This is a genomic window from Bradyrhizobium sp. WSM2254 (genome assembly GCF_000472645.1).
Lineage (GTDB): Bacteria > Pseudomonadota > Alphaproteobacteria > Rhizobiales > Xanthobacteraceae > Bradyrhizobium > Bradyrhizobium niftali.
This window is the reverse complement of the sequence record NZ_AXAB01000029.1, coordinates 12,820-27,450: the sequence shown is the minus strand read 5'-3', so window position 1 is coordinate 27,450 and position 14,631 is coordinate 12,820. Positions and strand designations below refer to the sequence as shown.

The window sequence follows — 14,631 nt, the reverse complement described above, 5'->3', positions numbered from 1 at the left end:
ACCTGCGCGACTGGGATCGACCGGTCACAATCAATACATGCATGCTGAAGAAATCAGCACTGTGAACATGTCGACGTCGAACTCATTCTCCAAGCTAAGTCCGAACCGCTCTAACCATTTATCCTGAGCCAGGTAGGCCAACTTCTCTCGCGCCTGTGGGCAATCAAATTTGAGATTTCCAACATTCTGAAGGTGATGGACCATTTCGTGTACCAGGACCGATTGGTCGGTCGGCGAAGTGCCGCCCCAATCATCCGGAAGCAGGATTGTTCTCGTCTCGTTGTCGTAAAGTGCGACAACCTCGCGCTGAGCGAGTTGCCCATCGCTTTCCATGAAGCCTTGCGAAGAAGTACGGTCCCTCGCACGCAACCTCGCAAGCTCCATCTTCGACGCAAATTCAACGACGGGACGCTGTTTGATGGCAGGCAGGTCGAAATTCGATGAGAGCCAAGTCACAATGTCATCCAACAGGGCTTCCGTAAGTTGAGCTGTATCAGAATGCAACGAAACCGAACGCGACTCGGCGGACGCGCTGCGCTCCAAAGCATATTCGCGATGGGCTTTCGTGGATGTGGCTAACGTTAGGGAGACTATCGCCGCGACCAAGAGGAATTGCTTGAACATGATCCTCTCCTCAGAGGCTGTTCGAAAAGAAACTCTTCAAAAAAATCAGTCGGCAGTTAAACAGCTGGAACATAGCATTCGCCTGGCGACGTCGTTGTGAACCCATTCACACCCAAAGAACTGACAACGCCGCTGTCAGCGCTCGCCTGCTCGAAACTCGGTTGCTCGTCTTCATGGTGGCAGCAGAGCGGCCGCGATTCCGCCGCTGAGGTCAGGCGGCCTCACGAAGAGAAGACGGGAGGTCGCCGGTATTTCCGCGTCATCCCTGCCGTCCTGGCCGATCAGGATCAATCCGGCTCCGCCATTCGCCACATTGAGAACCACCGGCTCTCCGCTCCACGTCTTGATTGGCTGCATTCCCACGATGAGGAACTCGCCCATGGGCTGATCAAGATATTGAAGGCGCAATTGCGGACCGACCTCCGCTGCGGCAAGTTCAAAGCCGAGTTGCCGGGCTCGCGCGTAAATGACGGCCAGAGGCACGCTATCGGTTTTAAAGCCAAGCTCGATCGCGGATACCGCCACAAGCTCTACGTCCATCTTGTTGGAACTGACGGCGAAGGCCGGCCGGGCGAGAACTTCCGCGGCCAGCCCGCCGATATTGCAACCGACGGCATCCAATGCATTGCGCAACGCAACGGAGTTGCCAAAGGTGCCGACGGCAATCGTCTTCCATGTCGGCACATCGCGGGCGGACCCGATGAGTTTTTGCGGCAAATCAACTGCGCGAACTTTGCCGAGCTTCAGTTGATTCTGTAAGACGTCACGCGCCGAGCATTGTCCCCACGCCTTGGGCGTGACCTGAAACAAGGAAGCGGCACAGAGCAATGCAACCATCAAGCAATGGCTGCCCCACCTCGCGTTCAGATGGTGATGTGGTGCGGCGCGATCGGCTTGGCTTGCCAGAATGCACATGTCGAATATCGACTTGTTGCAAAATTCAACTGAAAAGAACCCGCCTCCGAGTCAATGGGAAGAACGGAGGCCAATGAAAAACATCGTCCGACCGAGCTCAAAAGGGGAGCCGGAGGCGGGGCACTATTGGCTCAAGTATTCCAACTTCAAATGAACGAGCGGCGGTCCGTAAGCCCGATCGCTCGTCGCATCAAACCGAAAACGGAATGACGTGCTGAAACGTAGCACCACGAGTCCCTCGGTACAATCAGCAACTCCGCCCACCAGCGTGCATAGCGCGCTTCACCGCGATCGCGACGTTCGAACAACCACGCTGGCACTCGAAGTGCGTTACGTGGGTTTAACTCAGCAAATCTCAGGTTCGCCGCGAACACCACTCCGCGCGAAAACTTGCTTGCCAGTGACGGTGCGCCGCCATCCGCCGAGAAACGGCAGAGTTGCTTCCGCTTGCGAAGACTGAACCAGGATAACGCCGCTGAAGACGAACCTTCATCGAGATCGAATTGGAGGTTCGCTCCTCGAACGTTGCTCGATACATGCCTCTTGGACATTTTACACAACTATGGAGGTATCCCATGCCGATCGTCCAATTTACTCGCTTCAAAACCGACAAGGCCGAGGAAATGGTCCAGATCATCAGGCAGGCGAAGAAAATCTTTGAAAAACACGGTGCCGAATTTCTTCGGCTCTCCCGTTTCCACACCGGTCCCTGGGCAGGAGAGCTGCTGGTTACGACGCGCTACTCCAGTTGGGAAGTTTACGGCAAGGTGCAGGAGGCCGTGTCAAAGGACCCGGAGTTTGCGCAGGTGCAGGCTGACGGAATGAAGATTGCCGAACTACAGGCCCGTAACATCGCCGTTAGCATCGATCTCTAGTCGGGGCGCCGCCCCGCAAACCATATTAAGCGCGGAGGCCACTCGACATATGCCGGTGGCCTTCCCGATCCGATCACAGCAAGCGGCAGCTTGGCGGGTCAAGCCGGGTTCAATCGCCTTTCGAGCGTTCAATTTCGCCGGCCAAGAGGCATCCGGCTTCAACGCACTCCGGGTCTTGCGATTTATAGACCAATTGGTCTAGATATTGGCAATGAGCCGCCAAGCCCCAATGCAGTTGCCCCGTGGTCGCCCCCGCAGTTTCGACGTGGAAGCCGCTGTCGAGCGCGCGATGGATGTGTTCTGGTCGCGCGGCTATCACGGCACGGCACTCCCCGACCTTCTTCGTGCGACGAAGCTTTCGCGTGGCAGCCTTTACGCTGCTTTCGGTGACAAGCACTCGCTGTTCTTGCGTGCGCTTGATCGCTACGTTGCCGATGCTCTGACACGGATGGATATCGAGCTCGCCCCCCGCAGAGAGCCGGTCGACGGCCTGCGGACCTTTCTTGCCGGCTATGTCGACCGCACGAGCGGTGCCAACGGTCGGCGCGGATGCCTGCTCGTGGCCACAGCCATGGAACTGGCCGGCCAGGACGCCGAAGTCGGTCGGCGCGTCGCGAGCTTTTTCAAGGCCATGGAGGCCAGGCTGGCCGATGCACTTTCGCGTGCGAGGGCGGCGGGCAAGCTGGCCGACGGTGTCGAGCCTTCAAGTGCCGCCCGAATTCTCGTCTGTTTCGTCGAGGGGCTGCGCGTGGTCGGCAAGACGGCACCGGCACGGATGACGTCGCAAGCCACCGCCGACGCGCTGCTCGACCGCTTCATCAGGTGAACACCCCATGCCGCGCCTTCCGCCATTGTCGCGCCAATATTTGGACCGATCGGTCTTGAAAGGAAGGATGCCATGTCTGCCATCCAGATCGTCTGCGCGGTCGTCGTTCCCCTGCTCTGGGGTTACCAGTTCGTGGCCATCAAGGTGGGCGTGACGGAGTTTCCGCCTCTCTTCTTCCTCGCGCTGCGCTTCCTGGCCATCGCGCTGCCGCTCGTTCCGTTCGTCAAGAGGCCCGCGCGCCACGAGGTCGGCCCCGTCGCAGCCATTTCGATTTTCCTTGGCGGGCTGAATTTCGGGCTCTTCTATGTTGGCCTTGGGCTCGGCTCGGGAAGCATCTCGGCGGTCGCCTATCAGCTCGCCACGCCCTTCACCGTCCTGCTCGCCTGGCCGCTGCTCGCGGAGAGGCCGTCTGCCGCCACGTCCGCCGGTGTGGCGCTCGCATTCGTCGGCGTGGTCGTGTTGGCGGCGGAGCCCGGCCAGGCGGCAAACGCGCTTCCGCTGCTGCTCGTGGTTGGGGCAGCCTTCTCATTCGCGGTGTCCAACGTCTTGACGAAACGCTACGGCCCTTTCGATCCTCTGATGTTGATGGGTTGGTCGTCGCTGCTCACGGTGCCGCAGGTCATGGTGATGTCGCTGCTCCTTGAATATGGGCAGCTGGCGAGCCTCGTCACGGCGGATGAACGTGGCTGGCTGGCCCTCGCCTACACCATCTTCATCGGAGGAATCGTCGGGTTTGGCCTCTGGTTCTGGCTAATCGCCCGTTGCTCCATGGGCCGCGTCGCCCCCTTCGGTCTGCTGCTTCCGGTGTTCGCCTTGATGTCGAGCGTGCTGTTCCTTGGCGACCGCATAACCCCGAAGTTGATCGTCGGTGGGCTGCTCGCGATCTCCGGCGTCGCCATGACACAAATCAGACCGAGCGTTCGGGCAACCTACCCCCCGGAAGCCAACGCTCGGCCTCATGAGCCGCCGCCCCTGACCGGCGTGTAGATCACGAGCTTCAGCGCGGGATCGTCGTTGGCCTGGAAGCTGGTGTGCTCGAAATGCAGCACGCCGAGGGTCGGATGCGACATGGTCTTGAGGCCCGACGACGTGCTGCGGATCTCGTGCGCCTCCCACCATTTGACGAACTCCGGGCTGCCCTGCCGCAGCCGCGTCAGCAATTCCGCGAAGGCGGGATCGCCAGCCCAGACGTCGTGGGTGGCGCGAAACATCGCGACCATGCGCTTGGCGACCTCCGCCCAGCCCGCGCCGTAAGCCTTGCGCGTCTGCTTGTTGGTCATCATCAGGAGCATCGTGTTGCGATCCTCCTCCGGCAACCGGCCGAACGCAAAAACCTGCTCGGCGGCTTCGTTCCAGGCCAGCACGTCCCAGCGCCTCCCGGTGATATAGGCCGGATGCGGCAGGCTCTCGATCAGCCGCAGGATCGGCGGCGGCACGGTCTCGCGCGTGAACGCCCGTCTGTCGCCGTCGCGCGCCAGCGCCTTGAGATGCGCATGCTCGGTCTTGCTGAGCCGCAGCGCACGGGCCAGCGCATCGACGGTGGTCACCGACGGGCTGACGGTACGGCCCTGCTCGAGACGGATGTACCAGTCGACACCGATGCCGGCGAGCTGGGCGACCTCCTCGCGGCGCAGCCCCGCGGTGCGCCGCCGGAGCCCTGCCGGAAGCCCGACGGTCTTCGGCGACAGCTTTTCGCGGCGGGACCGCAGGAAGTCGCCGAATTCGACGCGGCGAGGGTCGGCCATGATGAGTGTCCTCGATGGAGGGTCTGGAGAATACTAGGATAATACCAGGCCTTCTTGCTCCTTCAAGGGCGCCGCATATGGGTATCACCCATCTCTGAGGTGAACACCACGAAAGCTGCCGTACTGAAGTCCTTCGGATCCCCGCTGGTGATTGGGGACGTGCCCGCACCGGTGCTTGGCACCGGCGAGGTGATCGTCGACATCGTTGCCACCCGCGTGATCTCGTATACGAACGAGGTGTTGAGTGGTGAACGCAAATACGCGCTGGACCTCCCCGTCGTCCCCGGCGCGGGCGGGGTCGGCCGGGTGCGCGCGATCGGCCCGGACGCGACCAAACTCGCAATCGGTGACTGGGTGCTATGCGGACCGACGGTGCGCGCGCGCGACGACGCGATCGCTCCCGACATCCACCTGCAGGGCGTCAGTGCCCGCGGCGAAGGCGGGATGCGGCTCCAGAAGTATTTTCACGACGGCTCGTTCGCCGAGCAGATGCGGGTGCCGACCGAGAACGTGACGCGGCTCGGCCAGATCAGTGCAGCGGAGGCCAGTCAATGGTGCGCGCTGGGCAACATGCTGGTGCCGTATGGCGGCTTCCTGGCTGCCAAACTCCAGCCCGGTGAGACCGTGCTGGTGAGCGGCGCGACCGGCAATTTCGGCAGCGCCGCCGTGGCGGTGGCGCTCGCGATGGGCGCCGCCTGCGTGGTGGCGCCGGGCCGCAACGAGGCGATGTTGGCCGAACTCGTGCGTCGTTACGGCAAACGCGTCAGACCCGTGAAGCTGACAGGCAACGAGGCCGACGATTGCGCGCGCATGAAGCGCGCCGCACCCGGCCCGATCGATTGCGTGCTCGACATCATGCCGCCTTCGGTCGCGACGACGGTGGTGCGCGCCGCGATCATGACGGTGCGTCCATACGGCCGCGTCGTGCTGATGGGCGGCGTCAACATGCAGGGCGGCGCGGGTCTCGAGCTGCCCTACAACTGGATCATGCGCGAATGCATCACCATCCACGGCGTGTGGATGTATCCAGCGGATGCAGCCGTCCGCCTGATCGCGCTGGTGCGCGCGGGGCTTCTACGCCTCGATCACTACGAGACAAAGGACTTCGATCTCGACCACGCCAACGAGGCCGTGGCGTACGCGGCCGCCAACGCCGGCCCGTTCAGCATGACGATGATCCGGCCGTAAATGGCCGTGAGGCTGCGGCGATACGCGATCGCCGCCGTTCTGCTTGCGATGTCAGATGGCTGGGCCGCCTCACCCCCGACAGTAGACGGCCACGGCCGGCTACTGTGCACGGGGTTGTTTTCGCAGTGTTGTTATTCGAGCTCGACCACCTGGCCGTTCGACAGCGACACGCGCCGGTCCATGCGGCCGGCCAGCTCCATGTTGTGGGTCGCGATCAGCATGGAGACCTTGGTCGCCTTGACCAGCTGCATCAGGGCCTGGAAGACGTGATCGGCCGTGTGCGGATCGAGGTTGCCGGTCGGCTCGTCCGCGAACAGCACGCGCGGCGCATTCGCCACCGCGCGCGCGATCGCAACGCGCTGCTGCTCGCCGCCCGACAGCTCCGCCGGGCGATGGGTGATGCGGTCGCCGAGGCCGAGATAGCCCAGGATCTCCTTGGCGCGCTTGACGCTCTCGGACTTCTTCAGGCCGCGGATCATCTGCGGCAGCATCACGTTCTCCAGCGCCGAGAACTCCGGCAGCAGCCGGTGCGACTGGTAGACGAAGCCGATGTCGGTGCGGCGCAGCTGCGTGCGTTCGATGTCGGGCAGTTGCGAGGTCGGCGCGCCATTGACGTAGACCTCGCCGGAATCGGGCGCTTCCAGCAGTCCCGCGATGTGCAGCAACGTCGATTTGCCCGAGCCCGACGGCGCCACCAGCGCGACCGATTGCCCGGCCCACAGCGCGAGTTTGGCGTTGTCGAGGATCGTCAGCGGCACCTCGCCCTGCAAGTACTGCCGCTTTATCTCGTGGAGATAAATGACCGGTACATCCTCAGCCCCCTGTTGCTGCTCCATCAGCCCCTCACTCGTACCGGAGCGCTTCGACGGGATCGAGGCGCGCAGCGCGCCACGACGGATACAGCGTCGCCAGGAACGACAGCGTCAGCGCCATGATGACGACGGCCGTGGTCTCGCCGACGTCGATCTCGGCGGGCAGTTTCGACAGGAAGTAGAGTTCCGGCGAGAACAGCTCGGTGCTGGTGAGCCAGGACAGGAATTGCCTGATCGATTCGATGTTGAGGCAGATCACGAGGCCGACGAAGAAGCCGACCAGCGTGCCGACCACGCCGATCGAGGCACCCGTGATCAGGAAGATGCGCATGATCGAGCCTTGCGAGGCGCCCATGGTGCGCAGGATGGCGATGTCGCTGCCCTTGTCCTTCACCAGCATGATCAGGCCGGACACGATGTTGAGTGCGGCGACCAGCACGATCATGGTCAGGATCAGGAACATCACGTTGCGCTCGACCTGGAGCGCGTTGAAGAAGGTCGAGTTGCGTTGCCGCCAGTCGACCAGGAACACCGGGCGGCCCGCCGCTTCCGTCACCGCCTTGCGGAAGGCGTCGATCTTGTCGGGATTGGTGGTGAACACCTCGATCGAGGTGACGTCGTTGCTGCGGTTGAAATAGGCCTGCGCCTCCGCCAGCGGCATGAACACGAAGCCGAGATCGTATTCGGACATGCCGATCTCGAACACGGCGACGATCTTGTAAGGCTTGATGCGCGGCGTCGTGCCCATCGGCGTGACCGCGCCCTTCGGCGCCACCAGCGTGATGCTGTCGCCGGCGTGCAGCGACAGCTGGTCGGCGAGGCGCCGGCCGATCGCGACGCCCTGCCCGTCGTCAAAGCCTTCGAGCGAGCCCTGCTTGATGTTCTTGGCGATCGAGGTGAGGTTGTTGAGGTCGTCGGAGCGGATGCCGCGCACGAGCACGCCCGAGGCGTTCCAGGGCGAGGACGCCAGCGCCTGGCCGTCCACCACGGGCGCGGCAAGCCGGATGCCCTGGACCTGGCTGATGCGGTCGGCGACGTCCTTCCAGTCGGTCAGCGGCGATTCCAGCGGCTGGACCAGGATGTGGCCGTTCAGCCCCAGGATCTTGTCGAGCAGCTCCTTGCGGAAGCCGTTCATGACGGCCATGACGATGATCAGCGTCGCCACGCCCAGCATGATGCCGAGGAACGAGAACCCGGCGATCACCGAGATGAATCCCTCCTTGCGGCGCGCCCGCAAATAGCGCCCCGACAGCATCCACTCGAATGGCGCAAAAGGCGCGGTTTGCACGGTTTCAGTCATGGTCTCATCCATCGCTCGATAATCCCATGATTCGGGGTCAATTGTGGCCGGATTGGCGGCCGCGATATCGGGCGATGAACAATATTCAGCCGACCAGCCGTGCGACCGCGTCCGCAGGCGACATCGTCTCGCGTGAGCCGTCGCTGCGCCGCTTGAGCTCGACCTTGCCGTCGGCGAGCCCCTTCGGCCCGATCATGATCTGCCAGGGGATGCCGATCAGGTCGGCAGCGGCGAATTTGGCGCCGGCGCGCTGGTCGGTGTCGTCGTAGAGCACGTCGACGCCCTTGGCCTGGAGCTCCGTATAGAGCTTCTCGCAGGCCGCATCGACCGCGGCATCGCCCTGCTTGAGGTTCAGCACCACCGCGCGGAACGGCGCGACAGCTTCCGGCCATTTGATGCCGGCATCGTCATGGCAGGCCTCGATGATGGCGCCGAGCAGGCGCGAGACGCCGACACCGTAGGAGCCGCCATGGATCGGCACGTCGACACCGTCGGGGCCTGCCACCATCGCCTTCATCGGCTCGGAATATTTCGTGCCGAAATAGAAGATCTGGCCGACCTCGATGCCGCGGGTGTTCACGCGCTTGTCAGCGGGCACTTCCTGCTCGAACCGCGCGGCGTCGTGCACGTCCTCGGTCGCAGCATAGACCGACGTCCATTGCTTGATGATCGGCGTGAGGTCGCTCTCATAGTCGACGTCCTCGCCGGGCACCGGCAGGTCCAGCACGTCGCGATTGATGAACACGCCGGATTCGCCGGTTTCGGCGAGCACGATGAATTCGTGGCTGAGATCGCCGCCGATCGGGCCGGTCTCGGCGCGCATCGGGATCGCCTTCAGCCCCATCCGCGCGAAGGTGCGCAGGTAAGCAACGAACATCTTGTTGTAGGCGACGCGCGCCGCGGCCTCGTTGAGGTCGAAGGAATAGGCATCCTTCATCAGGAATTCGCGGCCGCGCATCACGCCGAAGCGCGGGCGCTGCTCGTCGCGGAATTTCCATTGGATATGATAGAGATTCAGCGGCAGGTTCTTGTAGGACTTCACATAGGCGCGGAAGATCTCGGTGATCATTTCCTCGTTGGTCGGCCCGTACAGCAGCTCGCGCTTGTGGCGGTCGGCGATGCGCAGCATCTCCGGGCCGTAGGCGTCGTAGCGGCCGCTCTCGCGCCAGAGGTCGGCGAGCTGGAGCGTCGGCATCAGCAGTTCCAGCGCACCGGAGCGGTCCTGCTCCTCGCGCACGATCTGCTCGATCTTCTTCAGCACGCGGAAGCCGAGCGGCAGCCAGGCATAGATGCCGGCCGCCTCCTGCCGGATCATGCCGGCGCGCAGCATCAGCCGGTGCGAGACGATCTCCGCCTCTTTCGGATTTTCCTTCAGGATGGGCAGAAAGAACCGCGACAACCGCATGGCAACACTCTGGGAATCAGTGAGGGGTTGCAGTGAAACCGGATTGGGAGCGAAAACACAAGACCGGGAATGAGGAAAAGCCGCTAACACGGCGGAATTCCTTGTCATTTTTCCGTCGACTTCAGGTTCAGCTTGAACCGCAGCAGTGCCCCTTACGGCGTCACTTCGAGCTCGTCCTCGAGCGTGATCTTCTCGAAGTCGGTCACCAGCGCATCGATCCGCACATGCCAGCGGCCGGCAAAGGGCAGCTCGACCTTGCGCACGTGCCAATAGCCGTCCGGCCCGAGCAAAGCGTCCCGCTCCAGCGGCTCGATACCGCGCTCGGGCAGGCTCAGGGTCAGCGTCACCTCCTTGGCCGCCAGCGGCGTCGCTTCACCGGTCATGAGCTGGAGCACGAAGTCATCGACGCCGGCCTTGCCCGGCGAGACCAGGACCTGGAACATTGCCTTGTCGGTGTGGATGTGGATCGCCAGAGGCGTCTCCGGAACGATCGTCCGCGGCGGCGGCGTGAAGCGCCAGCCGGCGACGACGGCAAGGATCGCGAGGCCGATCAAGAATTCGAGCAGGATCGAGCGCTTCAGCGCCGGCGCAGCCGCCTCGTCCTGGGCCAGCGCCGGGGTCAGGCGAACGCGATTGAGCGCGGCCAGCGCCAATAGTGCAGCGACCAGCGCGAGCTTGATCGAGAGGATGAGGCCGTATCGGGTCTCGACCAGCGCCGCCGGCTTTTCGAGCTGGACGACCGCGAGCGCAAGACCGGTCAATGCCAGCATCGCGACGACAGGCACCGCGATCCGGGAGAAGCGGTTCACGACGGGCAATGCCGCCGCCGGCTTCGAGACGAGTGCAGCGAGCGGGGCCAGCGCCCCGATCCAGAACGCAACGCCGAGGCCGTGGAGGAAGATCGCCGGCCGTGTCACCATTTCGGGCGGTGCCGTTGCGGCGTGTCCGGTCATGGCCAGCGACAAGCCGACGCCGACAAACGCAATGGCCGCAAGCGCCCGCGCGTACCACGCACCACGCAGCGCCAGCATCGCCAGCAGCATCGCGGTGACGGCGACCAGCACTGCGGGACCGGCGCTCGTCGCGGACGCAACCTTCCAGGGAGTAACGGTCGCGAGAGCCGCTGGCGGCAGGCCGAGGAGATCGAGGCCCAGGACGCCAAGGGCGACAACAGCGCTCGGCAGGCCAACCACGAGCGCGACACGCGCCACGGCGGTTCCTGTCATCGACCATGCAATCCAGCGCGCAAAGAACACACCGCCGACACCGACGAACAGCCCGATATAGAGACCGACCCGCACCAGCCAGATCAGCGCGTTCAATCCGCTATCCGTAGCGGCAGGAGGTTGCGTTCCCGTCGGCATGCCGATCGAGAAGATCACCGATCCCGCGACGGGATGGCCGTCTTGGGAGATCACGCGATAGCTCACAACCGCCGTGCCCTGCGGCAGGTCGGCCGGCAGCGCGACCGAGATGGTCTCGCCCGATGCGCTGACGCGCGCATCGTCCCGTGCCCTGCCCGCGCCGTCGATCAGCCGGATCGCGCCCGGCGTCACCGCCTCGTTGAAGCGCAACTCCACCGCCTTCGGTGCGGTCGCAAGCATGCTGCCGCTCGCCGGCTCGACCGCGACGAGCGCCGCATGCGCAAAGGCGCCGGTCGCGAAGCCGACAACAAGAAGCAGCGTCGCGAGCGCGGCCAGCAGGCGCATCAGGGCTTTGGCAACAGCTTCAGGCCAGGTGCCGGCGACTTGCCCTCGTGCGAATGCGCCGCCCCTTCCGCCGGGATCTCGATCCAGCGGCTGACGCCGGTCTCGCATTCCTGGACGACGGGGAAGTACAAAATCGTGTTCGGCTTCAGGCTCTCGGTGAGGAAGCTGCTGATGACGAACTCGTCGTAATTGTGATCCGGCAGCTTGCCGCCGGACCACGCCACCTCCTTGACGCCGGAGGAGAGCTTGTTGCCGTGATAATCGTACTCATTGGCGTATTTGCCTTCGACCACGTCGACGCTCCAGCCCGCCTTCGGCATCGGCTTCACCGCGATCACGCCCTCCGGAATCTGCACCCGGATCTTCACCGTGGGCGAGCCCTTGCAGCCGTGCGGCACGGCGAAGACGGCCTTATAGTACGAGCCAACCGCCGCCTGCTTGGTCTCCAGCGTGATATGCGCCGACGCCGGCGATGCGGCGAGTGCAGCGATCAGGATCAGGCAGGATCTCTTCGACATGTTCAGCACCCTCGACAACGTCATTTGATCAGGATCGGCGATTCAATGCTGACATGATCGGCCTCGGAGATCGAAATTCCGAGGCCCAGCATCCAGCGTCCCGGCGTCAATTGCGCGACCTTCACATGCCAGCTGTCCTCACCGTCGCGCGAAGCCTCGACCGGTGCGAGCTTCCTGCCAGACTGGTCCACGAGCGTCACCGACACGGCTTTAGCCGTGAGCGGTGCCTCGTCCGTCGTCTCGAGCTGGATCGCGATCTCGACCGGACCAGCCCGGCCCGGCGAGACCGTGACATTGGCCATCGCCTTCTCGGTGTGCAGATGGGTGAAGAAACTGTCGTCGTCGGTCGCCGCCGCAAGCGGTGTCGCGGCAAGCGACAGCAACGCAGCCACCGCGAGCGCAAGGCCCGCGAAATTTCGAGGCAAGGTCATCGGGGACTTGATCCGCTTCATCACATCTTCATTCCCGAATGGTCAGGCATTTTTTTCATCATGTGCCCGCCGTCGCCGGGCGCCTGCGCGCCGACGCCCTGGACGTCCAGGGAAACGGCGACCTTGCCGGCCTTCTCGAACTGAAGCGTCACCGGCACCTTGTCGCCCTGCTTGAACGGACCCTTCAGCTCCTGGAGCATCAAATGATAGCCGCCGGGCGCGAACTTCACGGTCTTGCCCGGCTCGATCACCAGCCCCTTGTCGAGCTGACGCATCTTCATCACACCATTGTCCACCGCCATCTCGTGGACCTCGGCCTTGCCGGCGATATCGGCGGAAACGCTGACCAGCCTGTCCGCCACTGTGCCCTTGTTCTCGATGGTGAGATAGCCGCCCGCGACCTTGGCGCCACCAGGCGTCGCCCGGCTCCAGGCCTGCGAGATGACGAGATCGCCGGCCTTGACGTCGTCGGCCGACGCGGGTGCGGCGCAGAGCGCAAGAGCGAACGCGGCGAGCATCACATCTTTCAACATTGTCTTCATATCGGTCTTCCTGTTTGTAGATTGAATTTCAGTGTGGGGAGAGTTGCTGCGCCGACCATTTTTCGAGATCATCCATCTCGGCCGAACCTTCGATCGTCGAGATGGTCCCGTCCCGGGAGATGAGCATTGTCCTCGGAATGTCTCCTTGCCAGGCGGGATCGATCTCGAATCGCAAACGCTCGACAAAGCCGTCGCTGAAGATGAAATTCTCGGTCGACGACAGCCCCGCCTTGTCGAGCATCGATTGCGCCGCGGCCGGCAGGTTCGGCACGAGATCGGCGCTGATCGTGACGACGTCGATCCCGGGGTGATCCTTCGCAAACTGCCCGAGCAGCGGCAATTCGACCTTGCAGGGCCCGCAGGTCACGCCCCAGAAATGCACGAGAGTCGGACGACCCGCATGGCCTTTGAGCACGCCTTGCCAGGTGCCGCGTTCGAACGGTTTGAGGGCCGGCGGCGCCCCGAGCGCCGACGCCGATGCGATCAGGAGACCCAGACACAGAAGGCCCGCAAATTGACGTCTCATGGTTGGTCCTCGATCGCTGTGAGGCGATAGCCATCCGCTTTCGTCATCCATGACAGGTAGACCTGTCGGCCATTGGACACCAGCAAGGGATGGTCGGATGTATCGGTCGTACTCGATATCGTCTTCGGCGGCGACCACGTCTCGCCATCGTCACGGGAGATCGTCATCTGGACCGATGTCTTCTCGCCGTCGAACTCCTTCCAAATCATCAAAGTTCCCGCCGGGCCTGCGAGCACAAAGGGGCGCGTCGGATTGCGACCCGGCTGCCCCAGCGACATGGGCGCAGAGAACGTGCGACCTTCGTCGCGTGAGTGCGCATAGAACAATCCCTTCCGCGCCTTCCCGTTCGTGTACCAGGCGACGTGATAGGTCCCGTTCGGCGCAACCGTCAGGCTCGGCCCGTGGTGCGGGCAGGCGTTGATCTGCCAGTCGTCGTTGCTGACCCGGCGGATTTCACCTGGAGTCGCGACGTCGGTAAAGGTCATGACCGCATGATCGCGCACACCGCCGTCAAAAATGTTCCTGAAGATCACAGCCGGCCGCCCGGGCGCCGCGAATGTCAGCCCCAACCGGCAGCATTCGCAGGTGCCTTCGCGTGCCAACCGAGCCTCTGCGAAGGTCGCGCCGCCGTCGCCGGACGAGGCGAAGTACAGCCCCGCTCCCTCGTACTTCTGTCCCGCTTCCTTCGCGAGAACGCGATTGCGCTTGTCCAGCCACGCCGCGAAGACCGTTCCGTCCTGATCAAGCGCCAGCGCCTCAAAACGCTGGCTCTCGTTGCTGGCGGTGATCGGCTTGAGCTCAGCAAAGCTCTTTCCGGCATCGGCCGAGCGCGTGTAGAGCACCTGGCCATTGAACGCCTCGTCCCTGAAGATCGAGAACGCGAGCGCGACGCCACCCTTGCGATCGACCACGATCTTCGGCCGCGCATCCGGCCCCCAATCGAGGTTCAGCCTCTTCGTCGTAATCTGGCTGGGGGTCGAGAAACTGCGCCCTGCATCCCGCGAACTTGCGACGGAGACCTGCCCGCCCGCCATCCAGACAAGCCACAGCGTCCCGTCCGGACCGAAGGCCGGCGTCACCTTGGTTGCACAACGCAGCGTCGGCTCTTCGCACGCCGCTTCAGATGCATGCTGTGTGTGCATCTGTGCAAACGCCGCGCCTTGCAAGAGGGCGAGAGCGACCATCCCAAGCAAGCCAGTTCGGACCATCGCCCTA

At 63.5% G+C, this 14,631-nt stretch carries 16 protein-coding genes; 4 read left to right on the top strand and 12 right to left on the bottom strand.

The window, feature by feature from the left end; genetic code table 11:
- Positions 1-30: 30 nt before the first annotated feature.
- Both A3M7_RS0121720 and A3M7_RS0121715 read right to left on the bottom strand, forming a co-directional pair.
- Positions 31-624 (bottom strand): DUF6647 family protein, encoded by a 594-nt coding sequence (locus A3M7_RS0121720; protein WP_027545766.1) that lies wholly within the window; start codon positions 622-624, stop codon positions 31-33.
- 171 nt (positions 625-795) lie between these two features.
- Positions 796-1,539 carry a hypothetical protein gene (locus A3M7_RS0121715; protein WP_027545765.1) on the bottom strand — a complete coding sequence of 248 codons (744 nt, stop codon included), beginning with the start codon at positions 1,537-1,539 and terminating at the stop codon, positions 796-798.
- Between the two features lie 575 nt (positions 1,540-2,114).
- Here A3M7_RS0121715 and A3M7_RS0121710 point away from each other — a divergent pair.
- From A3M7_RS0121710 to A3M7_RS44830, 3 genes are all read left to right on the top strand, one after another.
- Positions 2,115-2,414 carry a hypothetical protein gene (locus A3M7_RS0121710; protein ID WP_027545764.1) on the top strand — a complete coding sequence of 100 codons (300 nt, stop codon included), beginning with the start codon at positions 2,115-2,117 and terminating at the stop codon, positions 2,412-2,414.
- A 211-nt stretch (positions 2,415-2,625) separates the two neighbouring features.
- Positions 2,626-3,240 carry a TetR/AcrR family transcriptional regulator gene (locus tag A3M7_RS0121705; RefSeq protein WP_371090213.1) on the top strand — a complete coding sequence of 205 codons (615 nt, stop codon included), beginning with the start codon at positions 2,626-2,628 and terminating at the stop codon, positions 3,238-3,240.
- Positions 3,241-3,312: 72 nt separating this feature from the next.
- On the top strand, positions 3,313-4,227 hold the full coding sequence (locus A3M7_RS44830; protein ID WP_049823622.1) for a DMT family transporter: 915 nt from the start codon (positions 3,313-3,315) through the stop codon (positions 4,225-4,227).
- On the opposite strand, the gene A3M7_RS0121695 is transcribed toward A3M7_RS44830, so the two are convergent.
- On the bottom strand, positions 4,197-4,985 hold the full coding sequence (locus A3M7_RS0121695) for a helix-turn-helix transcriptional regulator (protein ID WP_027545762.1): 789 nt from the start codon (positions 4,983-4,985) through the stop codon (positions 4,197-4,199). The genes A3M7_RS44830 and A3M7_RS0121695 overlap by 31 nt on opposite strands.
- Positions 4,986-5,084: 99 nt before the next feature.
- On the opposite strand from A3M7_RS0121695, the gene A3M7_RS0121690 reads away from it, so the two are divergent.
- Positions 5,085-6,173: a zinc-binding alcohol dehydrogenase family protein gene (locus A3M7_RS0121690; protein ID WP_027545761.1), complete on the top strand. Its 1,089-nt coding sequence runs from the start codon at positions 5,085-5,087 to the stop codon at positions 6,171-6,173.
- Positions 6,174-6,304: 131 nt separating this feature from the next.
- Here the strand turns inward: A3M7_RS0121690 and A3M7_RS0121685 are convergent, their stop codons facing one another.
- The 9 genes from A3M7_RS0121685 to A3M7_RS0121645 all read right to left on the bottom strand — a co-directional run bounded on the left by A3M7_RS0121685 (position 6,305) and on the right by A3M7_RS0121645 (position 14,624).
- Positions 6,305-7,009 carry an ABC transporter ATP-binding protein gene (locus A3M7_RS0121685; protein WP_025575618.1) on the bottom strand — a complete coding sequence of 235 codons (705 nt, stop codon included), beginning with the start codon at positions 7,007-7,009 and terminating at the stop codon, positions 6,305-6,307.
- Positions 7,010-7,016: 7 nt separating this feature from the next.
- Complete coding sequence (locus A3M7_RS0121680) at positions 7,017-8,297, bottom strand: lipoprotein-releasing ABC transporter permease subunit (RefSeq protein ID WP_027545760.1); 1,281 nt, start codon at positions 8,295-8,297, stop codon at positions 7,017-7,019.
- Between the two features lie 73 nt (positions 8,298-8,370).
- Positions 8,371-9,690: a proline--tRNA ligase gene (proS, locus tag A3M7_RS0121675; protein ID WP_027545759.1), complete on the bottom strand. Its 1,320-nt coding sequence runs from the start codon at positions 9,688-9,690 to the stop codon at positions 8,371-8,373.
- Between the two features lie 152 nt (positions 9,691-9,842).
- The gene (locus tag A3M7_RS0121670; RefSeq protein ID WP_027545758.1) at positions 9,843-11,399 is read right to left on the bottom strand and encodes a CopD family protein; all 1,557 of its coding nucleotides are present in this window, start codon (positions 11,397-11,399) and stop codon (positions 9,843-9,845) included.
- On the bottom strand, positions 11,399-11,917 hold the full coding sequence (locus tag A3M7_RS0121665) for a YcnI family protein (protein ID WP_027545757.1): 519 nt from the start codon (positions 11,915-11,917) through the stop codon (positions 11,399-11,401). Before A3M7_RS0121665 ends, A3M7_RS0121670 begins: the two co-directional genes overlap by 1 nt.
- Before the next feature lie 20 nt (positions 11,918-11,937).
- Positions 11,938-12,369 (bottom strand): hypothetical protein, encoded by a 432-nt coding sequence (locus tag A3M7_RS0121660; RefSeq protein ID WP_027545756.1) that lies wholly within the window; start codon positions 12,367-12,369, stop codon positions 11,938-11,940.
- Positions 12,369-12,890 (bottom strand): copper chaperone PCu(A)C, encoded by a 522-nt coding sequence (locus A3M7_RS0121655; protein WP_027545755.1) that lies wholly within the window; start codon positions 12,888-12,890, stop codon positions 12,369-12,371. The genes A3M7_RS0121660 and A3M7_RS0121655 overlap by 1 nt, the downstream gene beginning before the upstream one ends.
- A 28-nt stretch (positions 12,891-12,918) precedes the next feature.
- Positions 12,919-13,416 carry a TlpA disulfide reductase family protein gene (locus tag A3M7_RS0121650; RefSeq protein WP_027545754.1) on the bottom strand — a complete coding sequence of 166 codons (498 nt, stop codon included), beginning with the start codon at positions 13,414-13,416 and terminating at the stop codon, positions 12,919-12,921.
- Positions 13,413-14,624 (bottom strand): sialidase family protein, encoded by a 1,212-nt coding sequence (locus tag A3M7_RS0121645; RefSeq protein ID WP_027545753.1) that lies wholly within the window; start codon positions 14,622-14,624, stop codon positions 13,413-13,415. Before A3M7_RS0121645 ends, A3M7_RS0121650 begins: the two co-directional genes overlap by 4 nt.
- Between the last annotated feature and the right edge of the window lie 7 nt (positions 14,625-14,631).

Excerpts from the sequence above, each read along its gene's own strand:
- A3M7_RS0121720 (WP_027545766.1), bottom strand. The coding sequence starts at position 624 with ATGTTCAAGCAATTCCTCTTGGTCGCGGCGATAGTCTCCCTAACGTTA.
- A3M7_RS0121715 (WP_027545765.1), bottom strand. The coding sequence starts at position 1,539 with ATGTGCATTCTGGCAAGCCAAGCCGATCGCGCCGCACCACATCACCAT.
- A3M7_RS0121710 (WP_027545764.1), top strand. The coding sequence starts at position 2,115 with ATGCCGATCGTCCAATTTACTCGCTTCAAAACCGACAAGGCCGAGGAA.
- A3M7_RS0121705 (WP_371090213.1), top strand. The coding sequence starts at position 2,626 with ATGAGCCGCCAAGCCCCAATGCAGTTGCCCCGTGGTCGCCCCCGCAGT.
- A3M7_RS44830 (WP_049823622.1), top strand. The coding sequence starts at position 3,313 with ATGTCTGCCATCCAGATCGTCTGCGCGGTCGTCGTTCCCCTGCTCTGG.
- A3M7_RS0121695 (WP_027545762.1), bottom strand. The coding sequence starts at position 4,985 with ATGGCCGACCCTCGCCGCGTCGAATTCGGCGACTTCCTGCGGTCCCGC.
- A3M7_RS0121685 (WP_025575618.1), bottom strand. The coding sequence starts at position 7,009 with ATGGAGCAGCAACAGGGGGCTGAGGATGTACCGGTCATTTATCTCCAC.
- A3M7_RS0121680 (WP_027545760.1), bottom strand. The coding sequence starts at position 8,297 with ATGGATGAGACCATGACTGAAACCGTGCAAACCGCGCCTTTTGCGCCA.
- proS (WP_027545759.1), bottom strand. The coding sequence starts at position 9,690 with ATGCGGTTGTCGCGGTTCTTTCTGCCCATCCTGAAGGAAAATCCGAAA.
- A3M7_RS0121670 (WP_027545758.1), bottom strand. The coding sequence starts at position 11,399 with ATGCGCCTGCTGGCCGCGCTCGCGACGCTGCTTCTTGTTGTCGGCTTC.
- A3M7_RS0121665 (WP_027545757.1), bottom strand. The coding sequence starts at position 11,917 with ATGTCGAAGAGATCCTGCCTGATCCTGATCGCTGCACTCGCCGCATCG.
- A3M7_RS0121660 (WP_027545756.1), bottom strand. The coding sequence starts at position 12,369 with ATGAAGCGGATCAAGTCCCCGATGACCTTGCCTCGAAATTTCGCGGGC.
- A3M7_RS0121655 (WP_027545755.1), bottom strand. The coding sequence starts at position 12,890 with ATGAAGACAATGTTGAAAGATGTGATGCTCGCCGCGTTCGCTCTTGCG.
- A3M7_RS0121650 (WP_027545754.1), bottom strand. The coding sequence starts at position 13,416 with ATGAGACGTCAATTTGCGGGCCTTCTGTGTCTGGGTCTCCTGATCGCA.
- A3M7_RS0121645 (WP_027545753.1), bottom strand. The coding sequence starts at position 14,624 with ATGGTCCGAACTGGCTTGCTTGGGATGGTCGCTCTCGCCCTCTTGCAA.